Raw genomic sequence first — 26,619 nt, forward strand, 5'->3', positions numbered from 1 at the left:
ATTGTTAAAAAGGAGCATATGATGGAGAAAACAATTATTGAAGTAAAAGACTTATGCAAAGAATATGGAAGCCATGAAAATAAGGTGGAGGCCTTATCAAATATATCTTTTGATATTAAAAAAGGAGAATTTGTAGCAGTAGTAGGAACATCAGGTTCTGGAAAAAGTACTCTTTTAAATTTGTTGGGAGGTTTAGATGTCCCAACATCAGGAAAAATAAAAATTGCAGATAAAGATATGACAGCATTGAAAAATGATAAATTAACTAGATTTAGAAGTAAACATATTGGATTTGTTTTTCAGAATTATAGCTTAATTCCAGTGTTAAATGTATATGACAATGTAGTTTTAGGTGCAACGATAAACGGTAAATGTAAAATAGACCATGAAAAAGCAAAATCATTAATGGAATCTTTACAGATTTGGAATAAGAGAAAAAATTATCCAAACGAATTATCGGGAGGTCAGCAACAAAGGGTTGCAATAGCAAGAGCTCTATTTGTTGAACCAGACATTATTTTGGCAGATGAGCCTACAGGAAATCTTGATCAAAAAAATACATTAGAAGTAATGAAGCTATTAGGTGAATGTTCAAAAAAATATAATCAGACAATCATTATGGTTACTCATGAAAATGATATGGCTGCAAAATGTGATAGACAGATTCGTATTAGTGATGGAAAACTAGAAGAGGTGACAGCAAATGTATAAAATTTCGTGGCAGTATATAAAGAAAAATATAAATAATACTTTTGCTTTATTGTTATGTATTGTTGTATCAACAATTTTGTTGGTGGGTGTCACATCAACTTTAAAAAGTATGCAGATTAATAAAAGCCAATATTATGCCAAACAAACAGGAAATTATCAATATAAATACCGAATTGAAAATGAAAATTATAAAAACATTGAAAAAAAGATAGAGAATTCCAAAGCAGATGTAGACTCTTGGAGTATTTTGAGTAGGATGTGTTCTATAGATAAGCCAAAATATTTTGATTTATATTTATGCGATAGAAATTTTTTTAAGCAAAATAATATTAAATTACTTAAGGGAAGATATCCAAATAAAAAAGGTGAAATGCTAATTGAAGAGTGGAGCATTTCTAATATGTCTTTGACAAAAGCAATAAATTCATCTATGAAATTTCAAGGTAAAAAATATAAAATAGTTGGTATAGTTTCGGATTCATACATGAAAACATCAAATACAAATGTAGGTTATACATTTGTAGATGTTGAGGAACCGATTAGTCCTAAGTATGAGGTAAATGTAAATTTTGATTATCAATCAGATATTTTAAAAGAAAGTAAAACATTAAAAGATGAGTTTAAAGTTTCTTCAAAAAATTATTTAGTTAACAGAGATACGACAGAAGCTTTAGGTTATTATGCTGCATCTGAAGATGAAAGCACTTTTGCACAAATTGTAGAGCAGATTGCATCAAATGAAAAGGTTATTGCGATATTATTTGCAGTGTTTGGATGCTTTATTACATATAGTGTATTAAATATTATTTTGACACAAAGAATGAGACAATATGGAATACTAGTAACATTAGGCGCGACTAAATATAAATTGTTTAGAATCATATTTAATGAGTTATTAACTCTTTTAGTAGCAGGTTATACGATAGGTGCAGTAGTAGGATTTTATGGCTCAAAAATATTGTTTAAATTACGACCAAATGATTATATAGTATCACAGTCTAATATTTTCATATTAAGCAAAAATGCTATAAGCATTGGGTTTGCGATATACCTTATTTTAATTGTAGTGATGTCATATATTATAACCTACAAAATAAATAGGAAAACTTTGCTTAACTCATTCGGAGAAATAAGTAAACATTTAAAGAAAAAAAGAATTATTCTATCTAGTAAAAAAAGAGATTTGATTCCTTCTATTTTTTCAAGATATCGTAAAATGAGACCGGTATCTTTTGCATGCACTATTATTTCTTTAGCTCTTTGCGGAGTTATACTTTGCGGATCTAATTATTATTTTTCTACTATAAAAGAAGAAAATAAAATGAGAGTTGCAGGTGGAGATGAAGGGTTAGCTTATGACTATGCTTTTAAATCAGAAAATAACGTTTTTGATTCAGGACTAAAAAATAGCGATTTAGATAGACTTAAAAAGGTTGATGGAATTAAAAACATATATGCGTTTAAGCAATTTATGGGAGAAACTAAACTTCATAAGAAGCAAATGGTATCAGATGCATCATATAAAGATGCAAATAAAGATAAGCGATTAAAGGGCTATTTCAACGGAATATTAAATAAAGATTTAAATAATAACTATTTATTAAAAGGTGACATAAATGGTTATGATGAAGATATGCTTGAAAAAGAGAAGATGTATCTTGAAACAGGAAAAATAGATAAAGCAAAACTTGATACGGGAAAATATGTAATAGTGATTATTCCAGTTGATGGCGCAACAGGAGCAACTAATACCATTTTAAATATTAAAGCTGGAGACACATTAGAAGTTAAAACACCAAAATTACAAAATCAAAATGAGCTAGATATTTTAACATTCAAAGGCGATGAAGCAAGATATGAAACTAAAAAGTTAACTGTATTAGCAACAGTTCGTATGGGATTAGTATCTAGCGATTATTGGACAGCTGGTAATGGCTTAGATTTGATTATGTCAAATAAAGAAATGGAAAAGTTATATGGAATTTCAAAATATGATATAGCTTGTGCTGATAAAACAGAAGACGTAGATAGTGCAAAGTTAGCAAATGATGTACAAGAAGTTGTTAAGGATGTTCCAAGAATGAATTTCCAAGATAACAGAACACAGTTAGAAGAACAAAACGCAAGTTTACGTCGCCAAGAAAATTTAATAGATGTTTTGGCAATTTCCGTTATTTTAATTAGCATTTTTAATATGCTTAATAGTATGCGACATATGTTTTCATCAAGAAAAAAAGAAATTGGAATAATCCGAGCAATTGGAACAAACGAGAAAAAAATATTGAGAGTAATGGCCAAAGAAGGGGCAATATATGGTATTTATACAAACTTATGCATGATTTTAGGAATATATATTGTTACTAATTTAATGTGTCAACACCTTAAAAGTGTATGTTTTCTTTATCATCCAGTTGTAAAATACGATTTAAAGGCAATAGTTTTCATTGCAATTATAAACTTAGTTGTAAGCATTTTTACAGCTATAGTATCAATTAAAAAAGTACTTTCAGAACATGTTGTTACAAATATGTTATAATAATGGAAATGTAAGGATTGGTTACTAGAGGACAAATTGGACATTGCAGTTCAGTTTGTCCTTGAAATGTTATTATAGACAGGAAGGCAAAGACATGAAGGCACTAATTATAGGGAAAAATATTATGTTTAAGCAGATAGTAAAAAAAGTTTTTAAAGAAAATGATTCTTTATCTTTTGAAGAAAATATAGAAATGGCTTTAGAAAATGAAAATTTATTACAATATGACTTTATAGGGGCTTGCATAGACTATAAAAATAGGGAGGGCGACATAGGAGATGAAGGCGATTTATTAGAACTTTTTTCTTATGTTAAGGAGATTAATAAAGAAAATTTATTTTTTATAGTTTCTAATAAATATAGCGCAAATCTAGAAAAGAAAGTTTTAAAGTATGAAAAAGCAGAGTATACATCGAGATTAGATATACCAGATATAGTAGAGATGAGATTAGAAAAATTATTAGAGTATCATAAAAATCGTGTACTGGTGGTAAAGGATATTGTATATGATTTAGATAACAATACAGTTAACAAGGGTGGAAAAAATTTAGAGTTAACAAAAAATCAAATGGTGATTTTACAAATCTTTATGGAAAATCCTAACAAAATAGTACCGAGGGAATATATAATCGATAGAATATGGGATTGTGATATAGAAAAAACTAATACCCTTAATGTAGAAATATGCAGACTTAGAAAAAAATTAGGGGAAGGGAAGACGTATTTCGTAAATGTAAAGGGAATCGGATATAAATTTTATGAAAATCAAAAAGTGGTATAATCTAAAAAAGTAAATAACAACGAATATTAAAAAATATGTACTTAATGACAGTACAATAGAAAGCTTTATATTACAATACGGCCAAGTTGTTTAAGCATGTTTCTATCACTTTTTATAGTTGATCCACTTGTAGTGAGCATATTTCCAGTGATAGTTGAGCTGATTCCACAGGAAAAAGCTTCTTTTCCATTATTAGGAAGAAGTTTACGACCACCAGCTAAACGGATATCGGCAGAAGGGTTAATTAATCTAAAGATAGCGATAGTTCTAAGTATTTCCTCAGGTGAAAGTGGAGCTTGGTTTTCTAAAGGAGTTCCTGGAATAGCCATTAAAACATTTATAGGAATTGATTTTATTTTTAAATTTTGTAAAGTTAAAGCCATGTCAATTCTATCTTGCCATGTTTCTCCCATACCTATAATTCCACCAGAACAAACATTAAAACCTACAGATTGCGCTAATTTTATTGTAGCTAATTTTTCGTCAAACGAATGAGTAGTACAAATATGAGGAAAATACCTTCTTGAAGTTTCTATGTTATCGTGATAATTGCGAACACCAACATCATAAAGTTTTTTAAACTGATTCTTAGTTAAAAATCCCAAAGACGCACACAATGAAAGAGTTGTCTCCTTATTTATTTTTGAATAAATGTCCAGGGCTTGTTCAAACTCTTTTCCACTTAAACTTTTGCCAGAAGTTACAATCGCAAATCGATTTACCCCTTCACTAGCATTATTGCGGGCTTCTCTTAAAATTAAATCGCCATTTAAAAAATTATAATTTTTGCAAGAGGTATGATTGTAGGATGACTGGGCACAATACTTGCAGTTTTCGCCACAATTGCCACTTTTTCCATTAATTATAGTACACAAATCTACAGTGTCACCACAGAAAGCTTTGCGGATACGGTTTGCTGCTTCTTTTAGCTCAGAGAGGTCACATGTGACCAAAAAATCTAAGTTATCATCTTTTTGTAATAATTTTCCATCTATTATTTCATTTGCCAATTCTAATAAATTCACTTTCATAACTAAACCTCCCGGAAAATGTAATATTAAATATTTAATAAAAAAATATAATTATCGTCTTAATGACAATTTTTTTTACAAGTAAAATATCCAAAACATGGGATAATTTTTTTGAAACGATTTTCTAACAAAGCAAGTATAAAACTAAAAAAATGAATTGTCAACCTAAAAATAAAACAGGTTGACAATCAAAAGCGTTGTAATTATAATGTGGTTGTAAATTATTAAAAATTGATATAATTTAGGAGGAGCAAAAATTATGGACAATATGAAAATCTCAAGGGAAAAATCTAATAGTTCTGTTTTTTTTAGTGTAAAAAATATGACAACCATTGCAATGATGACAGCGGTTATATGTGTTTTAGGACCTTTTTCAGTACCTATTGGTCGGGTGCCTATTTCTCTTTTACCATTGGCTGTTTTTCTTGCGGTATACATTATTGGAACTGTTAGAGGAACAATTGCTTATAGTATTTATTTGTTGCTAGGTTTAGTTGGGGCACCTGTTTTTGGAGGGGGCTCAGGAGGACCTAGTGTAGTATTTGGTCCAACAGGAGGATATTTGGTATCCTTTATTTTTATGGCATTATTAAGTGGATTTTTTATTCACAGATTTTATAAAAATGTTGTAATCCAGGGCATTGGAATGTTTTTAGGAATTCTTCTAGCTTATGGGTGTGGAACAATTTGGTTTATGATTTTAATGAAATGTAATCTTAAGGTAGCACTTACACAATGCGTTTTCCCATTTATTCCTTTTGATATTGTAAAGGTTATAGTGGGAATTATAGTGGGAAGATCTGTTAGACGTAGACTTATCGCTGCTAATGTAATAGAAGATTAAGTGACAATATATAAAAAACATGGTTAATACCTCCTAACTGGTATTATAACATATTAGATATGCTTATTGTAATCATGCAAATTAATTATAATGCGTTATTTTCGTTGAATATATAAGAAAGAATGTGCTATATTGAGGTGGGTTATATAAGTCTGTAATTGGTCAGACGTCTCTACAACTACCGTAAATAGTTCACTATAACTCATAAAAAAAGGAGGTAATTTTTTATGAATTATGATGTTATTATTATAGGAGCGGGACCTGGAGGAATATTTTCTGCCTATGAATTAATGAAAAAAAATTCAAACTTAAGCGTTGCAGTTTTTGAGGAAGGTGCATCGTTAGAACAGAGACATTGTCCTATAGATGGCGATAAGGTTAAAAGTTGTATAAAATGCAAAACATGTTCAATAATGAGTGGATTTGGCGGAGCAGGTGCTTTTTCGGATGGCAAATATAACATTACGAACGATTTCGGTGGAACATTGTATGAGCATATAGGTAAAGATAAAGCTATTTCATTAATGAAATACGTTGATCAGATAAATGTTGAGCATGGTGGCGAAGGTACTAAAATGTATTCGACAGCTGGGACAAATTTAAAGAAACTTTGTATTCAGAATAAGTTGAATTTATTAGATGCCTCGGTTCGTCATCTTGGAACTGATAAAAATTATGTTGTTTTAGGAAATATGTATAATGAGTTAAAGGATAAAGTTGATTTTTATTTCTTTACCCCAATTAAAACAATTAAAGTCCTAGAGAATGGATTATACAGAATTGTATATGAAAAAGCTGGACAAATGGAATATTGTGATTGTAAACAGTGTATAGTATCAGTTGGTAGAAGTGGAAGTAAATGGATGCAACATGTTTGTGAAGAGCTTGATATTCCAACTAAATCTAATCGTGTTGACATCGGAGTTAGAGTTGAGTTACCAGCTGTAGTTTTTTCGCATTTAACAGATGAGTTATATGAAAGCAAAATTGTATATAGAACAGAGAAGTTTGAAGATAAAGTTAGAACATTTTGCATGAATCCATATGGAAGTGTTGTAAATGAAAATACGAATGGAATAATTACAGTAAATGGTCATAGTTTTGAAGATCCTAAAATGAGAACACAAAATACTAACTTTGCTTTACTTGTTGCGAAGCATTTTACAGCACCATTTAAAGATAGTAATGGATATGGAGAAAGTATTGCCAGACTTTCTAATATGCTAGGTGGAGGCGTAATTGTTCAACGTTTTGGTGATTTGATTAGAGGACGAAGAAGTAATAAAAAACGTATTGAAGAAGGCACAGTTCGTCCAACATTAGCTGCAACACCAGGAGATTTAAGTCTTGTTTTACCAAAGCGAATTTTAGATGGTATTATTGAAATGATTAATGCTCTTGATAAAATTGCACCAGGAACAGCTAATGATGACACATTGTTATATGGTGTAGAAGTTAAATTTTATAATATGGAAGTTGACATAGATGAAAATCTAGAGACAAAATATAAGGGATTATATATTATTGGTGATGGTAGTGGAGTGACACATTCGCTTTCACACGCATCAGCTAGTGGAGTCTATGTGGCTGATAGAATAGTGGAAAATAATTAAAATTTATATACCCTCTTTATTGGATAACGTAAAATTCAGTAAGGAGGGTTATTTTTATTGATAAGACTTGTTTTTGGGACAAGAGTACTTTTTGTACTTACAATATATAAGATTTACAAGAGAAGGTGCTTAGAATTAAAAATATTGTATTGTAAATACATAATATTATCATATGAAAAATGTGTTTTTTTTGACAAAAAAGCCTTGAAAAAATTTTTTAAAGTGCTATGCTAAAAGCAGAGGCAGTAGTAGAGATAGGCCGTAGGTGTTTGATAAACACCTAAAACATTCAAATTATAGAGGAGGAAATATAAATGAAACAAGAAACAAGAAAAAAACTAATTTCAACAGTAGCTACAACAGTAGCATTAGGTGTATTTGGGGGATAAATATGTTACTCATTTTAAATGGAATAGAAAAAAATAAGATAAATTACTAAATAGATGAGATAAAGGGGCAGTTATGAAACAGTCATTATTTAGAAAAAAAGATGTTATTGAGTTGTGTATTTTATATATTGTTTGTTTTATGTTAGAGTTTATGCTTGAAAATATAAAGAACATTAAAATAAATATAGAAATAGTTGAATATTTTTTATCAGGGTTTGCAAGATATAAGATACCAATAGTATTATTGTTTTCTATTGTAGTGGTCGTTTATCACTATCAATTTGTATTTCGCAAAAAGAAGGAAATCTATTGTAGAATATTGGTTGGTGATACTTTACAGGACATTAAAAAAAGATATATATTAGAAAACGTTACTATTTTGTTACTTAATTATCTATTATTTAACGTAATAAGTATATATTTGGATATAGATGTCTTTAAAAATTCATATCTGTTCTTTTGTTTTTTGATGTATATATTAGTTAGTACAAGTGGGATGAAAAACTATGAGAGCATTTAAATTTTTTGTAAATAAAATTTTTTTAAGAAAAATAGTACTTTGTATTAGTGTGATATTTTTGATGCTTTTTGTAAATTATACGGTGTTTTCTTCATCTAGAACTTTAATTTCCTCTTATCAGGGGAGTAAACAGATGCAGAGTATGAATCCAGAAAATAGTTATGTTGGAATGGAAAATGTGTCTGATGATGAACAAGATATTAGTGAGGAGAAAGTACAAGAAGTATACAAATATCTAGAAAAAAATTGTCAATATTCAATGTATCACGAGGGAGAAATGATACATATTCCAATAAATAATGAAATTACTGAGATCCCAATTACTTATATTAATGAAGAATATTATAAATTGAGCAATATTGAACTTTCTAAGGGCAAGAAATTGAATTTTGATTTTAAATTTTCAAAAAATGCTGAAATACCAGTACTAGTAGGTAATGAGTTAGCTAAAGATTATCCTATTGGATCGAAAATAAAAATCAAGACAGGATCATTTGATAAAAAAATTGTCCTTAAAGTTTCAGGTGTGTTGAAGAAGGATTTTTGTTATACTAATAATCGTTTGTTTTGTTCACAGGAGTATCAAAATTTTTCAATTATATTTCCGGTAAATAGAAGTGTAATTAAAAATGCCAATTTGGATTTACTTGAAAATGGACTATATAATTTAATTATTTTAAACACTAACAAGGAAAGTGCTAATAAAGTAAGCAAGGTCATTAAAGATAAACTTAATATTAACATAGAGTTTATGAGTAGAGAGCAAAACAAAGCATTTTTTGATGATTATTTATATAGTGCAATTAGATTTATAGGTATAATTGTAGGAATTATACTATTGATTACAATGAGTATATCTATCTGGAACGTAATCGTAAGTGTACGACTTATGAAAAAAGATTTTACAATAAGCTTATTGACGGGACTAAGTTATTCAAAGTTGAGAAAAATATTATATAGCTTCTATACATTGATGTTTTCTGCAGATACTATGATTGTTTTTTTGATTATATTTTTTGACCGAAAGAGAGCATGGCATGAAAAAAATTCATATGGATGTATATATGGAGTTTTAGGACTTGCGGACAAGGATTGGATGGCTCTTTTAATTGTTATCGTAGTAGATGTTATAGTTGGAACAATACTTGTAGAAAGCATGATGTATAAAATAAAAAAGATTCCAATTTCATTAGGAGTGTTACAATGAAAAATATTATAGAAATTAACATTAACGAAAAGGTGTATAGTAAAAAAAAAGAAGAAAGCTTGTCAATATTGAATAAATTCAATCTAGAGGTAAAAGAGGGTGAGAAGCTGTCTATTGTAGGAGAGTCAGGAGTAGGAAAAACTTCTTTGCTTAATATATTGGGATTGATTGATAGTGATTTTGATGGGACATATAGATTATTTGGTGAAGATACTTTAAAACTGAATGAGAAGGAGAAGGCAAAATTGAGAAATAAAAAAATAGGTTTTGCACTCCAAGAGTCAGCTCTTATAGATTCATTATCTATTGAGGAAAATATTAAATTACCACTAATGTATATTGATTCAAAAGATCAAAGTTTTGATCAGAAGGAATATAACGAAATGATACATACAATTGGTATAGAATCTATTTTAAAGAAAAAACCCAATCAATGTTCTGGTGGACAAAGATCGAGAGCAGTTTTTGCGAGAAGCATCATAATGAAGCCAAACATTATACTATCAGATGAGCCTACATCATCGTTAGATGTTGAGAATAAAGAAAAAATAATGAATTTACTTTTTAAAATGAATGAAAAGTATAATACAACGATAATTACTGTTACGCATGATTTGGAAGTTGCCAATCAACATGACAGAGTAATACGTCTTGAAAGGAGTAAGTAGAATGGGATTTTATGTAATGCTATTAGCATTTTTTGTGGGAATTGCTTTAATTGCGACAGGAGCAACTAAAAAAACAAATAAGGTTATACGTATAGTACTTATAGTTTTAGGTATTGTATCATTAGGAGCAGCAATATATATGGGACTACCAAAATAAAAGCATATACAGTTCATAAGACCACCAAATGTTAGAAAAGTTATAGCTAACATTTGGTGTTTTTTTTTACGATAAATTTAGAAAGAAAAATATACATTAGGGAAGTTAATTAACTAATCATGTGTAGAATAATTCTGGGGGGAATGTAAATGAATAAAAAAGCGAGTATTGCATATTTAATTAAACAGCTGTTAAAAAGAATACTGATTTTAGTGACGGTTGTATCAGTAATAATTATAGTAAGCTTATATGTTTTTACAAGATATACTGGCGTTGTTAATGAGGCTGGAGTTGTACGAGGAGGAAGCCAAAGAGCCGTAAAACAGGTGTTGGCTGGTGCAGATGAGACAGAGATGGTTTCTAAAGTGTCTGCTAATATTGAAGATTTAGATGGAAAAATGCATTTTGGTAAATTTCCTTCGAGCAGAGATGAAGTTGAAAAATACTGGAATTCGAAACTGTCAGAGGCCATTGAAAATTATAAAAATTCTGATAAAAAGGATGCTAGTGAACTTCTAGAGGAAAGTGAAAAATTTTTTACAATGACTAACACGATGGTTAATGATGCTCAAAATTTAGTAGATGTTATAGCTGTAATTTTATATATCATGTTAGTTGCCTTTGTTATTACAACATTTGCTGTACTTAAGAGCATAAACAGAATTTTTAAATTTAGAGTTGTTGATCCGATTATGTCACTAGAGGGTAATCTAAACAAGCTTTCTGAAGGACATTTGAGCGAGGAACTTGTTTATACAAGGGATGATGAGATTGGAATATTATATAAACTGTTAAATAATATGAGATTAGGACTTGTTGATTATGTGGCTGACATTGACGATAATTTGAACGTTATGGCTTCGGGAGATTTGGTGACAGATACCGGTATGCAATACGTTGGCGACTATGTTTCTATACAAGAAAATATTAATCATATTAGAAAATCGTTGAGTACAGAAATTTCAAAGATGGGAGAACTGGCAAACAGTGTAGCTCTTAGTGCAGAAGAAGTTTCTAAAGTGTCTCAGAGTTTAGCTGAAGGTGCAGTAAATCAAACAGACAGCATACAAACGTTGCAGGATAAGATTGGTGTTACTATGCGAGAAAATGAAAAAGTTGAAAGTTATGTAGAGGATGCTTTAAAATCAAGTGGAAACACGAAGGACAGCGTTGAGGAAAGTAAAGAGCAAATGAATAATGTTGTAAATGCTATTAATGAGATTTCTAAAGCGTCAGAAGAGATTAAATCTATTTTGGTAGCACTAGAAGGAATCACAAATCAGACTAGTTTACTTTCACTTAATGCATCAATAGAAGCTGCAAGAGCTGGAGAAGCTGGTAAAGGCTTTGCAGTTGTAGCAGAGGAAGTTAGACAGCTTGCAGAGCAATCAGCTAAATCTACGCAAAACATTAGTGCTTTGATTTCTAATACTTTAGAGAGTATTGAAAATGGAACAAAGGTTGTAAATGTTGCAGCAGAGTCTTTAAATGGAATTATTGAAAACACGGATGCAGTAGACAGTATTATTGACAAACTTAAAGAACAAAGTTATTCACAATTAGTTATGATGAAGGAGATTGATGAGCTGTCTGCAGAAATACTTGGAGTTGTAACTGATAATTCGGCTGTTTCACAAGAGTGTGCGGCTTCTAGTAATGAACTTTCTTTGTCTTCTGATTCACTTAAGGAAAGTGTTAATAAGTTTGTTACAGAGTAGGATTTATGTAAATTATTGCAAATTATATTGAGCTAAAATGTGTTTGAACAAGAATATAGGTGCAAAATAAGATAGGTAGGGAAAAAATCGATAAAATATAAGAAAATATAAAATAAATACTAAGTATCACATTTATAGTAATAAATCATTATCATAAATTTTATTTATGACTAGATAATGAAAAAAATAATTTGACTATTTATGTTTTAATTTATAGAATTAAAGTATAAAAGTAGGAGCAGTGCGTGATAATGGATGTGAAATTGATAAGTAGTGATATTAAAGAAATTTTAAGATACTTAGCATACAATAATCAAGCACTTGATGAAGGAATTAAACAGCAAGTGCTTGATTCTATTACAAGGGTTAATGAAGCTTCAGAAGCTAAATATATTTATAAAGTTTTTGAGATGGAAGAAAACAGTTTTCCCAAGGAGCTCATTTTTTTAAAGGGAGATGGAATAAAAAATCATCTTAAAGGTTGTCACAAAGTTGTTTTGATGGCTGCAACAATAGGTATAAATGTTGAAAGGTTAATCAGAAGAGAACAAATCAGGAATATGTCTAATGCTGTTATTATGGATGCTTGTGCAAGTGTCTTAATAGAGGTCGTTTGTGATACGGTTGAATCCAATTTGAGGAAAGAGGTAGCGAGAGAAGGTTTATTTTTAACGACTCGTTTTTCACCAGGTTATGGTGATTTACCAATTGAAATTCAAAATCAGTTTTGCGATACATTAAATACTGCAAAAACAATAGGACTTACAGTTAGTGATAGTGGAATCTTGATTCCAAGAAAGTCAGTAACTGCAATTATGGGGATATCTAAAAGTTCAGTAAAAAAGAATAAAAGAAGTTGTAATGATTGCAATTTGAAAGAAAATTGTAGATTTAGAAGAAATGGAGTAAGTTGTAGTGAATAGTATTATTTTTTTAGACGGTGGAATGGGAACAATGCTTCAGGAGGCTGGTTTAAAGCCTGGTGAGCATCCTGAAGAATACGGTTATTATAATCCAGAGGTTGTATGTGAAGTACATGAAAAGTATCTAAAGGCAGGAAGCGACGTGATTTATGCTAATACATTTGGAGCAAATTCGCATAAGTTAAAAGGCTGTAAAATTGATACAAAATGTGCAATTGATTCTGCAATAAAGACAGCCAAAAAAGCAATTGATAAATTTGAAAGTCAAAATGATGTAAAAATAAAAAAAAGAGTTGCACTTGATGTTGGACCAATTGGAGAATTACTAGAACCGTTAGGAACGTTAAGTTTTGAAGAGGCCTATGACGTTTATAAGGAAGTAATGATAGAAGGAGAAAAAGCAGGAGCAGATTTGGTTGTTATCGAAACATTTACAGATTTACTTGATGCAAAGGCAGCAGTTTTAGCTGCAAAAGAAAACACAAAATTACCAGTGTGGGTGACTATGACCTTTGAAAAAAATGGTAGAACTTTTACGGGGACTACTGTTGAGTCAATGGCGCTTACTATGTCGGGCTTGGGTGTTGATGCACTTGGAGTTAACTGTTCGTTAGGACCTAAAGAGATTTTGAAATTTGCTAAAATTTTAAAAGAATGGACTAATTTGCCTATTATTATTAAACCGAATGCAGGTCTGCCTGATCCGTCGACTGGATTATATGATTTGAAAGATGTCGATTTTGCAAAGGAGATGTTAGAGTATATTCCACTTGGTGTGGATATTATGGGAGGATGTTGTGGAACAAACCCTTCATACATTAAAAATCTTGTGGATAACGTAAATAAATCTTTAAAAGAAAACAAAGATAATCAAGAAGTATTAGGCGCAGTTGAAGAAAATAAAATCGGAGCAATTAAAAACGGTGTTTGCTCAACAACAAACGTTGTTACGTTTGGAGGAGTAAGAGTAATTGGAGAACGTTTAAATCCTACTGGTAAAAAAAGGTTTAAACAGGCTTTAGAAGAATGCGATTATGAATACGTTTGTAAAGTGGCACTTGAAGAAGAGGAAGCAGGTGCTGATATTTTGGATGTAAATGTAGGAATTCCTGGTGGTGAAGAAATTAAACTGATGAAAGATGCAATTAAGGAATTGCAGGGAGTTGTTTCAGTTCCACTTCAAATTGATTCATCAAATCCAAAGGTTATTGAGGAAGCATTAAGGGTTTATGCGGGTAAACCTATAATTAATTCAGTTAGCGCTGACGATGAAAAACTTGATGCAGTATTGCCTTTGGTAAAAAAATATGGGGCAGCAGTTATAGGACTCGCATTAGATGAGAATGGAATACCAGATACGGCAGAAGGGCGTTTTGAAAAAGCAAAATATATTTATGATAGAGCAAGAGAATATGGAATTCCTAAAGATGATATTTTGATAGATTGTCTTACACTTACAGTTTCGGCTCAGCAGGAACAGGCTGTTGAAACACTTAAAGCTGTACGAATGGTAAAAGAAAAACTGGGATTACATTGTACGCTTGGAGTTAGTAATATTTCATTTGGATTACCAGCAAGAAAGCATATAACAGAAAATTTTTTGATTCAGGCAATGCACTGTGGACTCGATTTTCCAATCATTAATCCAAATGTTTTAAGCTTGATGGATGCAGTGTCTTCTTTTAAGGTTCTATCTGGAGAAGATGTTAACTGTGATAATTATATAGAACGTTTTACAGGACGTATAGAGACAACAACTGTTAGTTCGGCAGAAAAAGATAAATCAAATAAATCAGATGTTAGTGGAGAAACAAATGAAATATCAACTGCAGTTCTAAAAGGTCTTGGGGAAGAGACAAAAAAATTGGCAAAGGAGTTAATTGAATCAGGGAGCAAAACGGAGATAGAAGTTATTAATGAATTTCTAATTCCGGCACTTGATGAAGTTGGTCAGCTTTATGAAAAGCAAAAGATATTTTTGCCTCAGCTTATTAATTCAGCAAATGCCGCTTGTGCAGCGTTTGATATGATTAAAGAAAGAATTGCAAATCGCGGAGGCGAGAGTGTATCCAAGGGAAAAATAATAGTTGCAACGGTAAAAGGCGACATTCATGATATTGGAAAGAATATTGTTAAAGTTATTTTGGAAAATTATGGATACAAAATAATTGACCTTGGAAGAGATGTGCCGGTAGAAAAGGTTGTTGATACAGTATTAAGTGAAAATGTTACACTAGTTGGACTTTCAGCCTTAATGACAACAACATTACCAGCTATGAAGGAAACTATTGTAGAAGTAAAAAAGGTGGCACCAGAGTGTAAAATCTGGGTAGGAGGTGCTGTGTTGACTCCGGATTATGCGATGGAAATAGGCGCTGATTTTTATGCGAGAGATGCAAGAGATTCAGTAGATATAGCTAAGAAGGTGTTGGGTTAAAAATATCACTTAAAAGATTATGAAAAATAAAACAAAATAAAATTTTTCTATACTGCAGGTGATATCTTAGATCAAATTTAAGAAAAAGTTTTGTGAGAGATGGAGATAGAAATGTTTAAAGAAAAAGAGATTTATTTGTTTGATGGAGGATTCGGAACATATTATAGCCAAAAATATGAAGAACCTAGCCATAGATGTGAAATTGTAAATATAAAGTATCCGCAAAGAGTTGTAGATATTCATAAGGAATATATTTGCGCAGGTGCGGATGCAATAAAAACTAATACATTCGGAGCATTTTTTGAAAACTATGGAAATGATTATGTAAATATTATTAAAACAGGATATAATTTAGCAATCAAAGCAAAAGAAGAGTGTAATTCGCAAGTTGATATTTTTGCTGATTTGGGACCAGTAGTTGGGGATGAGATAGAAAATCAGGTAGAAGAATATATAAAAACTATAGATGTTTTTTTGAAATTAGGAGCAAAGAATTTCCTTTTTGAAACATTAGGCGATGCAAGAGCATTATCTGAGGTAACTAGTTATATTAGAGAAAGGGAAAAAGAGGCAACAATTGTTGTTTCTTTTGGTGTAATGCCTGACGGATATTCTGCTGATGGATTTTTCATAAAGGATTTATTAGAAGAAGCATCAAATGATGAAAATATTGATGCGATTGGTTTAAATTGTATTTCTAGTGCAATTCATTTGAATAGTTTATTATTACGATTGATTAATAATTATAGATTTGATATAAAAAAGAAACCATGTTCTTTTATGCCTAATGCAGGTTATCCAGTGGTAAGAGGATATAGGACATTTTTTGAAGGTAATATTGATTTCTTTGGAAAACAAATTGAACATGCAATAGAGCTAGGGGTAGCTATTGTAGGTGGTTGTTGTGGAACAACTCCAAAGTATATTAAACAAATTAAAGATAGAATTAATAATTTAAAAGAAAACAATAAAAAAAGCAATTCTGAATCTATAAAGGAAACAATAAATAGTGAGATAAAGGATGAGCTTTATAGGGATGAAATCCAATTAGATAAGGGAAAAAAATATACGTCTAATAATGGCTACAATAGTAGCGATAAAAAAAACAACGATAAAAATGAATCTTTTAAGTTCAAAAAGAAATTATTTGCGGTTGAGTTAGACTCTCCTAAAGATGATGACTTGTCTGTTTTTATGGAGAACGCAAAAAAATTACAAAACGCCGGAGTGGATAAAATTACAATTGCAGATTGCCCTATTGCAAGACCAAGAATGGATTCGAGTTTATTGGCATGCAAAGTCAAACGAGAACTAGGTTTAGATGTTATTCCACATATGACGTGTCGTGACAGAAATATTAATGCTACAAAAGCCTTGTTGTTAGGAATTTCAGCAGAAGGTATTAGAAATGTTTTGCTTATAACAGGAGATCCTATTCCTTCGGCACAAAGAGATGAAGTTAAGAGTGTTTATCAATTTAATTCTCGAAAATTAGCAAGATATGTTAGTTCATTAAATCAGGAATTACTAAATGGAAAAATCAACATATTTGGGGCATTAAATGTTAATGCGGTAAATTTTCATGTTGAATTAGATAGGGCAAAACAAAAGATGCAAGAAGGTATGTGTGGATTTTTAACTCAGCCTATTTTAACAGAGATGGGATTAGAGAATCTTAGGAAGGCTAAGCAAGAATTAAATGATGCTATAATTTTAGGTGGAATAATACCAGTTGTAAGCGAGAGAAATGCTAGATTTATGCAGAGTGAGATTAACGGTATAGATGTGGATGAGAAAATTATAGAACGATATGTCGGAAAAACTAAGGAAGAATCAAGACAACTTGCGGTAGAAATATCAGTAGATATTGCAAAAAAAATAGAAGATTATGTTGAGGGATATTATTTGATGACTCCGTTTAACAGGACAGATATTATTATCGATATTATCGAAGAAATTAAGGCACAACTGTAAAAAAAATATATATAGTGATAAAAAAGCAGCATCACAATTTTCATATGAAAATTACAATGCTGCTTTTAGTTTTGCTATGTTAAGTATGGCAGTTAACAGTTAGCTTTTTGTTAAATAATGTTTTAATTTCTGAATTAGTGTACATCATTGATTTATTTATTTCGTAGGTTTATATTTTTTATTGATAAATATTTGTTTTCCAACAGTAAAATTCTATCTGTATGTTGATAAAATTTCTGCATTAATCTCAAATGGATAATTCTTTAATTTCGCAGGATTGTCTAAAACAGATTTTTTATCAGTTTCCCAAATTTCAATTGGAATTTCTACTGAACCAATAATAGTTCTGATATAATTCTCAAATGAATTTATTGAAGAAAAACCAAGTAATTCAAGCACATCGTGTACTTCAGATAGGTTTTCATAATTTCTTAAAAAGCCAGGTAAGAATATTCCTACAGCTTTTCCATGTGGTACTCCTAGTTCATAAGTTATTGGATAACTTAATCCATGTGGAAGGCTTGTACCTGTGTGAGTAATAGCCATTCCAGCAACTAACGATGCATGCATAAATGTTTCGTATTCTTCATCTGTTAATTCAATTGATTCAGTATCGTTCTCGTTTTTATTCATACATGGAACTAATGCGTTTTTAACGGAACCCCATAAGCGGAATCCTTCGCGAGCATATATTCTGTTATAGTCATTTGCATTTGTGTTTAAATATGCTTCGATTAAGTGCGCTAATGTGTCAACGCATGTATTTATAAATCCAGAGCGTTTAGCTGTTTTTAGATAAGTGTAATCAACTAAAGCAACTGCTGGGTATATTTCATGAGAGATACTTTGTTTTGTGTGTTTTTCGTGCAAAGTTAAAATCGCATAAGGTGTAACCTCTGAACCTGTGCCAGATGTCGTTGGAACTTCAGCGATTGGATAGTATTCAAGAGTTGTATTTTTGAATAATACGCTTGAGTCCTTATCTGGGTTTTTAGCTAAAAGAGAAATGGCTTTAGCTGCATCCATTGGTGAGCCACCACCTATACCTATAAAAAAGTCCACCCCTTCAGTTTGTGCTATTTTTGAAGCTTTCACAACTGTTTCTACAGAAGGATTAGCTTCAACATCATCATAAATAATATATGGAATATTTTGTGATTTTAAAGCATCTTCTACGTTGTTTAGTGATCCATTGAATCGAGATGAGTGTTTTCCTGTAACAATCATTCCCTTAGTTCCTAGTTTTGTTAATTCGTCTGAGTGTAAGCGAACACAATCTTTTTCGCAAAACACTGCTGTTGGCATATATAGTTTCATATAAAAATCCTCCATTCCTAATTCCAATTATGATTATAGCACAAAAATAGCATATATTTAACATGACTTTATCGGTAAACTAACCAAAAATTATAGCAACTTTTCGACTATTTACAATGAAAGTAAAAAGTAAATAGAAAATTATTGTCTATTTTCCACAAATCGAATCGAATTCTTTTGTAACATCATCAGAAGGGGCAGTTGTTAGAAAACTTACTAAAATATTGGTAAGTAGTGCAACAACAAAAGCGGGTAATAATTCATAGATTCCGAATAAGCCACCTAAAGTTGATATTACGAATTTCCATAAGAATACCATGATTCCACCAACTATCAATCCTGCTAGAGCTCCTTGCATATTTGAACGTCTCCAGAATAATGCAAGTAAAACAATAGGTCCAAATGTAGCACCAAAACCAGCCCAAGCAAACGATACTATACCAAAGACAGAGCTATTTGGATTCCATGCTAAAAAGATTCCGATTATTGCGATTAATAATAGAGTAATTCTTGATAGAATCATTAGTTTTTTATCGCTTACTTTTGCTTTGAAGAATCCGACATAAATGTCATTTGAAATAGCTGATGAAGCTGCAAGTAACTGCGAATCAGATGTTGACATTGTTGATGCAAGGATACCTGATAGTACAATACCTGCTATAACTGCAAAAAGAACACCATGTGTACTTAATAATGCAGAAATTTTTACAATAACTGTTTCAGAAGCTGATCCTTTTAAATGATCAATTTTTCCATATTTAGACATAGATAAACCGATTACACCAATTACAATTGATACGGCCATAGAGATAAATGCCCAAATTGAAGCAACCCTTCTAGAAAGAGCGATTTTGTTTTCGTTTTCAATAGCCATAAATCTTACAAGAATATGTGGCATACCAAAGTATCCAAGCCCCCATGCAAGATTTGACAATATGGATAAAAGTGATATTGATGTTGAACTTTTGGTTACAGGATCATAAGCACTAGCTAGCCCTAAGTATCCAGGCAATGCTTTTGCGTTATTGATTACGTTATCAATACCGCCAACAGTGTTAATTCCAAATAATAAAATGATAAATAATGCAACTGTCATAACAATACTTTGAATAAGGTCTGTTGTACTAGCTGCTAAAAATCCACCTAAAGTTGTATATAAAATAATTACAATAGCACTGATTATCATTGCAACGTGATAATTAATACCAAATAAACTGTTAAATAGTTTTCCACATGCTGCAAAACCTGATGCAGTGTATGGAATAAAGAATATTACAATTTCAATCGCAGCAACGAAAGCTAAGATATTCTTTTTATCGTGATAACGTCTTGAAAAGAATTGAGGCAATGTGATGCTGTGATTTATAGCTGTGTAGCGACGTAGGCGTTTGGCAACAATTAACCAGTTAACATATGTACCGATTGCAAGTCCTAGAGCAGTATAACCTGCACTAGATATACCGGCTAAATAGGCAACACCTGGAAGTCCCATAAGTAACCAACTACTCATATCTGAGGCTTCTGCACTCATGGCAGTAACTAACGGTCCAAGTTGTCTACCACCTAAGTAAAAATCATTAACTGTTTCGTTCTTGTTGGATAGTTTGATTCCAATTCCAACCATAGCGAGCAAATAAATTGACATCGCTGCGAGCATAGCAATTTGTGATATTGTCATAATTTCATGCTGCTAAAAAGCAGCGCCTCCTTTTATATTTTTTAAATTTTAGCTTGGTAAAGCGTAAAACTACTAGCCACAATAGAATACAATTAAATTAGTATATTGTCAAGAAAAGCCCATGCTATTGCATTTTAAAATATTGTGTTTTTTTTAAAAAACAGGGGTTGAAAAATGAAAAAATCAATGTTATTATTATTCCTAGTAAATTAGTAGGAATAAGAAAGGAAAACATTATGAACAATAATTCGTTATTACAGATAAGAAATTTAAAGGTAAATGTGGAAGAAAAAAATATTTTAAAAGGTATTAATTTAGATATAAAACCAGGAGAGACTCATGTTATTATGGGACCAAATGGAGCAGGCAAATCTACTCTTGGATACAGCATTATGGGAAATCCAAGATATGAAGTCGTTGAAGGAGATATTTCTTTAGAGGGGGAAGATATTACTAAAGATACAACTGATAAACGAGCTAAAAAAGGTATTTTTTTGTCATTTCAAAATCCACTCGAAGTAGCTGGAATATCATTAGGAAGCTTTATTAAAAATGCTATCCATGAAAAAACACAAAAGCCAATTAAACTTTTTGCAATGAGAAAAGAATTGAAAAAAAATATGGAACTTTTGAATATGGAAGAAAACTATGCGGATAGAGATTTGAATGTTGGATTTTCTGGAGGAGAAAAAAAGAAAGCGGAAATATTACAAATGCTGATGCTTAATCCTAAACTTGCAATTTTAGATGAAACAGATTCGGGATTAGACATTGATGCTGTTAGAACAGTTTCAAATGGAATAAAAGAATTTCAGAATAAAGAAGATAGTGCATTACTTATAATAACACATAGTACAAAAATCCTTGAATCACTTCATGTTGATTATACACATATTTTAGTTGATGGAAAAATTGTTTACACAGGCGACGCAAGTTTAGTAGATGAAGTTAATGAAAACGGTTTTGAAAGATTCTTAACGGCGTAATTAACAAGTGATAACTGATAAATAATAAAAGTATTATAAGGTATCAAACACGATAAGAATTATATGGAGAAGAATATGGTAGAAAAAAAGATTTTATTTGAAAGAAATAGTGAAAATATTTATGATTTTAAAGATGAAGAATCATCATTAAATTTTATTAGAGAAAAAGAAGGGCTCGATGAGGAAGTAATTAGAAGGATTTCTAAAGAAAAAAATGAGCCAAAATGGATGCTTGATTTTCGCTTGAAATCATTAAAAATTTATAATGAATTGGAAATGCCTAACTGGGGACCTGCAATTGATGGCTTAGATATGGACAAGATTGTAACATATGTTAAATCTAAAACTCCTATGCAGGCACAATGGGAAGATGTGCCAGAGGATATTAAAAACACTTTTGAAAAATTGGGTATTCCTAAGGCCGAAAGAAAATCATTAGCGGGTGTTGGAGCTCAGTATGATTCGGAACTAGTGTACCACAATTTGAAAAAAGAAGTTGCTGAGACTGGTGTAGTTTATACAGATATGGAAAGTGCAGTAAATGGTCCTTATGCAGATATGGTAAAAGAGTATTTTATGTCATTAGTACCTCCTACTGATCATAAATATGCTGCTTTGCATGGTGCTGTTTGGTCAGGTGGATCTTTTGTATATGTTCCTAAGGGTGTTAAAGTTGAAGTACCATTGCAGTCATATTTTAGATTAAATGCAGCAGGTGCGGGTCAATTTGAACACACGCTTATAATTGTTGATGAAGGTGCTGATTTACATTTTATCGAAGGTTGTTCGGCTCCTAAATATAATGTAGCAAATCTTCATGCTGGTTGCGTTGAACTTTTTGTAAAAAAAGGGGCAAAGCTAAGATACTCAACCGTTGAAAACTGGTCAAAAAATATGTATAACTTGAATACTAAGAGAGCTAAAGTTGAGGAAGATGGTATTATGGAATGGGTTTCTGGATCTTTTGGATCAAAAGTTTCATATTTGTACCCAATGACTATTCTTAGTGGTAAGAATTCAAAAATGACTTACAATGGTATTACTTTTTCAGGAGAGGGACAGAATCTAGATACAGGTGCTAAAGTCGTACATGCTGCTCCGAATACATCTTCTTTATTGAATGCTAAATCTATTTCAAAAGATGGTGGAATTGGAACGTTTAGAAGTTCAATCAAGGTTTTAAAAAATGCAAAGAATGCGAAATCTACAGTAGACTGTCAATCTCTTATGTTAGATTCTATTTCTCGCTCTGATACTATTCCAGGAATGGATATTAGGACAAATGATGCTAAAGTAGGGCACGAAGCAAAAATTGGTAGGATTTCGGAAGAAGCTATTTTTTATTTAATGAGCCGTGGCATAAGTGAAGAAAATGCAAAAAGTATGATTGTAAGTGGCTTTGCAGAACCAATTTCGAAAGAACTTCCACTAGAGTATGCTGTTGAGATGAATAATTTAATTAAACTTGAAATGGATAAGAATATGTAGGGTTAGAATAATGTAGTAATCAAATGATTTATAACAATAGCATCGATTTGATAAGGAAAGTATGCAAATATTAGAGAAGGCTAAGGAGATGGAAAAATGGATATTAATTTTAGAATAAATAAATTGCCTGTTGCTACCTATAATTGGCTTAAAGTGAATAGCAATCAGGTAAATGAGAATGTTGAATTTTCATGTATAAATGAAAAGTTTGAATTAAATATAGACTCAGATAAAGTGTTAACTCGTGATTTAACAGATGATGATGTTATTAATCTCGCCAGCTCTTTCAATAAAGATATTTTAGAAAACAGTAGAGATATTGAGGCACCAAATGGAGAGTCTTATAGCGATAATAATCAGGTTATTAAAACTGGATTGGGAAAAGAATTTGATTCTTTTTTAAAAAAAGAAAATGTGGTTACAAAGTTAATAGAAGTTAAAGAAAATAGTGTTCTAGAAAGTCCAGTTGTAATAAAAGTTTCACATGAAAATCGAACAATAGGATTATATTCACAATTAATTCATGTTAAAGAAAACTCGAGAGCAACTGTGTTGATGATATATGATTCAGATATTGATGCAGAGGGCTTGAATGCAATAAGCACAAAAGTTTTGCTTGAGGATAATGCAAAGCTAAAATTAGTTAAGGTTCAGACTTTAGGCAATAAAGTATTGCATTTTGATGATATTGGATCAGTTTGTAGAGATAATGCAGAGTTTGATTTAGTACAAATTGAAGTCGGAGGTCAAAATAATTGGACAGGTGCTTTTGTAGAATTGGTTGGCGATGAAGCTGTTTTCGATAATAATATGGGATATTATATGCAAGATAAACAGAAGCTAGATATGAATTATGTAGTTTCGCATAGAGGCAAAAAAACTGATTCTAAAATGATTTTTAAAGGTGCGTTAAAAGATGAAGCACAAAAGGTATGGCGTGGCACAATTGATTTTCATAAAGGTTCAAGCGGATCAACAGGTGATGAACAAGAGGATGTTCTTTTAGTGAGTCCAGATATTGTCAACAAATCAATACCTATTATTCTATGTCATGAAGAAGATGTTGATGGAAGACATGGGACATCGATTGGACAGTTAGAGGAAGAAGAATTATTTTATTTTCAATCAAGAGGGATTTCGAGAGAGGAGGCACAAAAGATTATGATTAAAGCACAACTTAATTCAATTGCAGAATTGATACCAGTAGAGGATGAAAAGGGAAGAATTGAGAATTTCATTGATAAAAGAATTAATAGTGATTTTGATGTGTATAAGATTAGAGAAGATTTTCCAATTTTACAAGGAGATTATGTATACTTAGATAGTGCAGCAACAAGTCAAAAGCCAAAACAGGTTACAGACGCTGTTATTGATTTTTACAATAGATCAAATGCTAATCCACTTAGAGGCTTATATGATTTAAGTATTGATGCTACAGATCGTTATGAAGATGCAAGAGAAGCTGTCGCAGATTTTATTGGAGCAAGTAGTAAAAAAGAAATAGTTTTTACAAGAAATACTAGCGAATCATTAAATTTGGTAGCTTACAGTTATGGACTTAGCAATGTCAATGAGGGTGATGAAATTGTGACAACAATAATGGAACATCACAGTAATATGCTTCCATGGCAGATGGTTGCAAAAACTAAAAAAGCGAAGTTGATCTATTTAGAGCCTAATAAAGAGGGAGTAATAGAAAAAAGCGAGTATGAGAGTAAGATAACAGACAAAACAAAAATTGTTGCAATTGGACATGTTTCTAATGTTTTAGGCGTAACAAATCCAGTTAAAGAAATAGCAGAGTATGCGCATAAAAAAGGTGCAATTGTTGTTGTAGATGGAGCTCAGTCTACTCCTCATATGGAGATTGATGTTAAGGATTTAGGAGCAGATTTCTTTGCATTTTCTGGTCACAAAATGCTTGCTCCTATGGGAATTGGAGTATTATATGGTAGATTGGAGCTCTTAGAACAAATGCCACCGTTTTTAGTCGGCGGAGAAATGATAGAGTATGTTACTAAAGAAGGCGCAACTTATGCTGAAGTTCCGCATAAATTTGAAGCGGGAACAGTTAATGCAGCAGATGCGGTTGGATTAGCTGAAGCAATCAAATACATAAAAAATGTTGGATTTAATGCAATAAAACAGCAAGAATTATTGTTGACAAAACGCGTACTAGAGGGCTTAAAGAAATATGAATTCATTAAAGTGTATGGCTCTAGTGATCCTGAGAAACATTGCGGAATTGTAACTTTTACTGTTGATGGCGTACATCCACATGATGTTTCTACAATTTTAAATGAGGATAAAATTTGTGTTAGAGCTGGAAATCACTGCGCTCAACCGCTAGTTGATTTCTTAGGAGCTCCTTCAACTGTAAGAGTTAGTTTGTATTTTTACAATACAGTAGAAGAAGTAGATGAATTCTTGGATAAAATTAAAAAAGTAAGAGAGGTAATGGGCTATGGAGCTTAAGCAATTATATAGAGAGATAGTTAATGATCATAATCTTACACCATCACATAAGGGAAAAATGGATAATCCGGATGTGATTTTGCAAGGGGTCAATCCGAGTTGTGGGGATAATATTTCATTATATTTGAAAATAGAAGAAGGTGTTATAGAGGATGGCTCTTTTACAGGAGTAGGATGTGCTATTTCTCAAGCATCTGTCGATATGATGCTTGATAATATAATTGGAAAAAGTGCTCCAGAAGCACTTGAAACTGCAGATAACTTTATGCGAATGATAAAAGGTGAGTCGTTAAATGAAGATGAGATGGAAGATTTAGATGAATGTGCTTTGTTATCGGATATTTCACACATGCCAGCAAGAGTAAAATGTGCAGTACTAGGTTGGAGAACACTAGAAGAAATGCTAAAATAATGAATTACAATCATAAAATTTTAAACTTGTAAATAAATACAATTTTTATAATAATAAAAATAAAGTAATCCACAATTAAATGTGGATAATTGTCCACCTAAACAGAGTTTTAGGTGGATTTTTTCAACAGTTGATAATGTGGATAAGTATTTTTTTTATGAAAATTATATAAAAATTTAAGATTGAATATACAAAATTAACAAAATTTTAAGAAATTAATGACATGAGTTTATAATTGTGTAATAATGATAAATGAAAAGAGAAATATTCATACTATTTAAGCTTGAGAGCCACACTCTAAAGTAAAAGAATTTATAACCGATAAATAAGTTAAATAAAAGCCGAACATATTTGGTGACGAATACGATTGAAAAGAGGAAGTCAAAGCGTTTAAGGTTTCGGATGTGTGAAGCTTCGGAAAGGAGATGCTAGATAGTGCGTATAGATGCTTATAATCAGATTGCACATATTTACAGTGCTCATTCAACGAACAAAGTTTATCAGTCAACGAGAGTCAATAAAGGTAATGATCAGTTTTTAATTTCAGCTTTTGGACGTGATTATACAGTTGCTAAAAAAGCTGTTTCTGAAAGTCAGGATGTAAGAGAAGATAAAGTTGAGTATCTTAGAAATCAGATTCAAACTGGAGAATACCATGTTGATCCAAGTGATTTTGCTTCAAAATTACTTGATAAAATTCAAAGTGTATAGAATTTTATGTATTAGATAGTTTATTAAAGTTAAAAGTAGAAAC

At 31.2% G+C, this 26,619-nt stretch carries 21 protein-coding genes, 1 pseudogene and 1 riboswitch; of the genes and pseudogenes, 19 read left to right on the forward strand and 3 right to left on the reverse strand.

Translation table 11 applies throughout. From position 1 onward, the window contains the following. Window positions 1-21: 21 nt before the first annotated feature. From BLV79_RS02615 to BLV79_RS02625, 3 genes are all read left to right on the forward strand, one after another. Window positions 22-711, forward strand: coding sequence for an ABC transporter ATP-binding protein (locus BLV79_RS02615; protein ID WP_074715935.1), 690 nt, complete (start codon window positions 22-24; stop codon window positions 709-711). Next, a complete protein-coding gene (locus tag BLV79_RS02620; RefSeq protein WP_074715936.1) occupies window positions 704-3,247 on the forward strand; it encodes an ABC transporter permease in 2,544 nt (847 codons plus the stop codon). Before BLV79_RS02615 ends, BLV79_RS02620 begins: the two co-directional genes overlap by 8 nt. A 94-nt stretch (window positions 3,248-3,341) precedes the next feature. Further along, window positions 3,342-4,028, forward strand: coding sequence for a winged helix-turn-helix domain-containing protein (locus tag BLV79_RS02625; protein WP_074715938.1), 687 nt, complete (start codon window positions 3,342-3,344; stop codon window positions 4,026-4,028). A gap of 65 nt (window positions 4,029-4,093) precedes the next feature. Here the strand turns inward: BLV79_RS02625 and bioB are convergent, their stop codons facing one another. After that, on the reverse strand, window positions 4,094-5,053 hold the full coding sequence (bioB, locus tag BLV79_RS02630; RefSeq protein ID WP_200795866.1) for a biotin synthase BioB: 960 nt from the start codon (window positions 5,051-5,053) through the stop codon (window positions 4,094-4,096). Between the two features lie 265 nt (window positions 5,054-5,318). Here bioB and BLV79_RS02635 point away from each other — a divergent pair, with 265 nt between their 5' ends. The 10 genes from BLV79_RS02635 to BLV79_RS02675 all read left to right on the forward strand — a co-directional run bounded on the left by BLV79_RS02635 (window position 5,319) and on the right by BLV79_RS02675 (window position 17,509). Beyond that, window positions 5,319-5,903 carry a biotin transporter BioY gene (locus tag BLV79_RS02635; protein ID WP_242871414.1) on the forward strand — a complete coding sequence of 195 codons (585 nt, stop codon included), beginning with the start codon at window positions 5,319-5,321 and terminating at the stop codon, window positions 5,901-5,903. Window positions 5,904-6,025: 122 nt separating this feature from the next. Then, a riboswitch (purine riboswitch) is annotated at window positions 6,026-6,121 on the forward strand. 9 nt (window positions 6,122-6,130) lie between these two features. Continuing rightward, window positions 6,131-7,516, forward strand: coding sequence for an NAD(P)/FAD-dependent oxidoreductase (locus BLV79_RS02640; protein ID WP_074715942.1), 1,386 nt, complete (start codon window positions 6,131-6,133; stop codon window positions 7,514-7,516). Window positions 7,517-7,978: 462 nt separating this feature from the next. After that, window positions 7,979-8,425 carry a hypothetical protein gene (locus BLV79_RS02645; protein WP_074715944.1) on the forward strand — a complete coding sequence of 149 codons (447 nt, stop codon included), beginning with the start codon at window positions 7,979-7,981 and terminating at the stop codon, window positions 8,423-8,425. Next, window positions 8,412-9,632 (forward strand): ABC transporter permease, encoded by a 1,221-nt coding sequence (locus BLV79_RS02650; protein ID WP_074715945.1) that lies wholly within the window; start codon window positions 8,412-8,414, stop codon window positions 9,630-9,632. The genes BLV79_RS02645 and BLV79_RS02650 overlap by 14 nt, the downstream gene beginning before the upstream one ends. After that, a complete protein-coding gene (locus tag BLV79_RS02655) occupies window positions 9,629-10,300 on the forward strand; it encodes an ABC transporter ATP-binding protein (protein ID WP_022749581.1) in 672 nt (223 codons plus the stop codon). Before BLV79_RS02650 ends, BLV79_RS02655 begins: the two co-directional genes overlap by 4 nt. 1 nt (window position 10,301) lies before the next feature. Continuing rightward, window positions 10,302-10,457 carry a hypothetical protein gene (locus tag BLV79_RS12705; protein ID WP_159429318.1) on the forward strand — a complete coding sequence of 52 codons (156 nt, stop codon included), beginning with the start codon at window positions 10,302-10,304 and terminating at the stop codon, window positions 10,455-10,457. A 149-nt stretch (window positions 10,458-10,606) separates the two neighbouring features. After that, on the forward strand, window positions 10,607-12,175 hold the full coding sequence (locus BLV79_RS02660) for a methyl-accepting chemotaxis protein (protein ID WP_074715947.1): 1,569 nt from the start codon (window positions 10,607-10,609) through the stop codon (window positions 12,173-12,175). Between the two features lie 251 nt (window positions 12,176-12,426). Next, window positions 12,427-13,098 carry a vitamin B12 dependent-methionine synthase activation domain-containing protein gene (locus BLV79_RS02665; RefSeq protein ID WP_074715949.1) on the forward strand — a complete coding sequence of 224 codons (672 nt, stop codon included), beginning with the start codon at window positions 12,427-12,429 and terminating at the stop codon, window positions 13,096-13,098. Further along, window positions 13,091-15,535 carry a homocysteine S-methyltransferase family protein gene (locus tag BLV79_RS02670; RefSeq protein ID WP_074715951.1) on the forward strand — a complete coding sequence of 815 codons (2,445 nt, stop codon included), beginning with the start codon at window positions 13,091-13,093 and terminating at the stop codon, window positions 15,533-15,535. Before BLV79_RS02665 ends, BLV79_RS02670 begins: the two co-directional genes overlap by 8 nt. A 111-nt stretch (window positions 15,536-15,646) precedes the next feature. Beyond that, window positions 15,647-17,509: a bifunctional homocysteine S-methyltransferase/methylenetetrahydrofolate reductase gene (locus BLV79_RS02675; RefSeq protein WP_143470204.1), complete on the forward strand. Its 1,863-nt coding sequence runs from the start codon at window positions 15,647-15,649 to the stop codon at window positions 17,507-17,509. 213 nt (window positions 17,510-17,722) lie between these two features. On the opposite strand, the gene BLV79_RS02680 is transcribed toward BLV79_RS02675, so the two are convergent. Beyond that, window positions 17,723-18,826 carry an iron-containing alcohol dehydrogenase family protein gene (locus tag BLV79_RS02680; protein WP_074715955.1) on the reverse strand — a complete coding sequence of 368 codons (1,104 nt, stop codon included), beginning with the start codon at window positions 18,824-18,826 and terminating at the stop codon, window positions 17,723-17,725. 148 nt (window positions 18,827-18,974) lie between these two features. Beyond that, the gene (locus tag BLV79_RS02685; protein WP_074715956.1) at window positions 18,975-20,504 is read right to left on the reverse strand and encodes a sodium/proline symporter; all 1,530 of its coding nucleotides are present in this window, start codon (window positions 20,502-20,504) and stop codon (window positions 18,975-18,977) included. A gap of 236 nt (window positions 20,505-20,740) precedes the next feature. On the opposite strand from BLV79_RS02685, the gene sufC reads away from it, so the two are divergent. From sufC to flgM, 6 genes and pseudogenes are all read left to right on the forward strand, one after another. Continuing rightward, window positions 20,741-21,490 (forward strand): Fe-S cluster assembly ATPase SufC, encoded by a 750-nt coding sequence (sufC, locus tag BLV79_RS02690; protein ID WP_074715957.1) that lies wholly within the window; start codon window positions 20,741-20,743, stop codon window positions 21,488-21,490. A gap of 75 nt (window positions 21,491-21,565) precedes the next feature. Next, window positions 21,566-22,978 carry a Fe-S cluster assembly protein SufB gene (gene sufB, locus BLV79_RS02695; RefSeq protein ID WP_074715960.1) on the forward strand — a complete coding sequence of 471 codons (1,413 nt, stop codon included), beginning with the start codon at window positions 21,566-21,568 and terminating at the stop codon, window positions 22,976-22,978. 96 nt (window positions 22,979-23,074) lie between these two features. Beyond that, window positions 23,075-24,139 (forward strand): annotated as a pseudogene (locus BLV79_RS13270) (SufB/SufD family protein); the annotation flags it as partial. 105 nt (window positions 24,140-24,244) lie between these two features. Then, the gene (locus tag BLV79_RS13275; RefSeq protein ID WP_074716037.1) at window positions 24,245-25,453 is read left to right on the forward strand and encodes an aminotransferase class V-fold PLP-dependent enzyme; all 1,209 of its coding nucleotides are present in this window, start codon (window positions 24,245-24,247) and stop codon (window positions 25,451-25,453) included. Then, entirely contained in the window at window positions 25,443-25,865 is a 423-nt protein-coding gene (gene sufU, locus BLV79_RS02710) for a Fe-S cluster assembly sulfur transfer protein SufU (RefSeq protein ID WP_074715962.1), read from the forward strand. The genes BLV79_RS13275 and sufU overlap by 11 nt, the downstream gene beginning before the upstream one ends. 435 nt (window positions 25,866-26,300) lie before the next feature. Next, entirely contained in the window at window positions 26,301-26,576 is a 276-nt protein-coding gene (gene flgM, locus BLV79_RS02715) for a flagellar biosynthesis anti-sigma factor FlgM (protein WP_074715964.1), read from the forward strand. The last annotated feature ends 43 nt before the right edge of the window (window positions 26,577-26,619 follow it).

The sequence above is a fragment of the Lachnobacterium bovis DSM 14045 genome, from assembly GCF_900107245.1.
Lineage (GTDB): Bacteria > Bacillota > Clostridia > Lachnospirales > Lachnospiraceae > Roseburia > Roseburia bovis.

Bases quoted from the DNA above. Each gene is read 5' to 3' on its own strand.
- BLV79_RS02625 (WP_074715938.1), top strand. From the start codon at position 3,342: ATGAAGGCACTAATTATAGGGAAAAATATTATGTTTAAGCAGATAGTA.
- sufC (WP_074715957.1), top strand. From the start codon at position 20,741: ATGAACAATAATTCGTTATTACAGATAAGAAATTTAAAGGTAAATGTG.
- BLV79_RS02635 (WP_242871414.1), top strand. From the start codon at position 5,319: ATGGACAATATGAAAATCTCAAGGGAAAAATCTAATAGTTCTGTTTTT.
- BLV79_RS02685 (WP_074715956.1), bottom strand. From the start codon at position 20,504: ATGACAATATCACAAATTGCTATGCTCGCAGCGATGTCAATTTATTTG.
- BLV79_RS02665 (WP_074715949.1), top strand. From the start codon at position 12,427: ATGGATGTGAAATTGATAAGTAGTGATATTAAAGAAATTTTAAGATAC.
- sufB (WP_074715960.1), top strand. From the start codon at position 21,566: ATGGTAGAAAAAAAGATTTTATTTGAAAGAAATAGTGAAAATATTTAT.
- BLV79_RS02640 (WP_074715942.1), top strand. From the start codon at position 6,131: ATGAATTATGATGTTATTATTATAGGAGCGGGACCTGGAGGAATATTT.
- BLV79_RS02675 (WP_143470204.1), top strand. From the start codon at position 15,647: ATGTTTAAAGAAAAAGAGATTTATTTGTTTGATGGAGGATTCGGAACA.
- BLV79_RS02660 (WP_074715947.1), top strand. From the start codon at position 10,607: ATGAATAAAAAAGCGAGTATTGCATATTTAATTAAACAGCTGTTAAAA.
- BLV79_RS02645 (WP_074715944.1), top strand. From the start codon at position 7,979: ATGAAACAGTCATTATTTAGAAAAAAAGATGTTATTGAGTTGTGTATT.
- BLV79_RS02680 (WP_074715955.1), bottom strand. From the start codon at position 18,826: ATGAAACTATATATGCCAACAGCAGTGTTTTGCGAAAAAGATTGTGTT.
- BLV79_RS02650 (WP_074715945.1), top strand. From the start codon at position 8,412: ATGAGAGCATTTAAATTTTTTGTAAATAAAATTTTTTTAAGAAAAATA.
- sufU (WP_074715962.1), top strand. From the start codon at position 25,443: ATGGAGCTTAAGCAATTATATAGAGAGATAGTTAATGATCATAATCTT.
- BLV79_RS02655 (WP_022749581.1), top strand. From the start codon at position 9,629: ATGAAAAATATTATAGAAATTAACATTAACGAAAAGGTGTATAGTAAA.
- BLV79_RS12705 (WP_159429318.1), top strand. From the start codon at position 10,302: ATGGGATTTTATGTAATGCTATTAGCATTTTTTGTGGGAATTGCTTTA.
- BLV79_RS02615 (WP_074715935.1), top strand. From the start codon at position 22: ATGGAGAAAACAATTATTGAAGTAAAAGACTTATGCAAAGAATATGGA.
- BLV79_RS02620 (WP_074715936.1), top strand. From the start codon at position 704: ATGTATAAAATTTCGTGGCAGTATATAAAGAAAAATATAAATAATACT.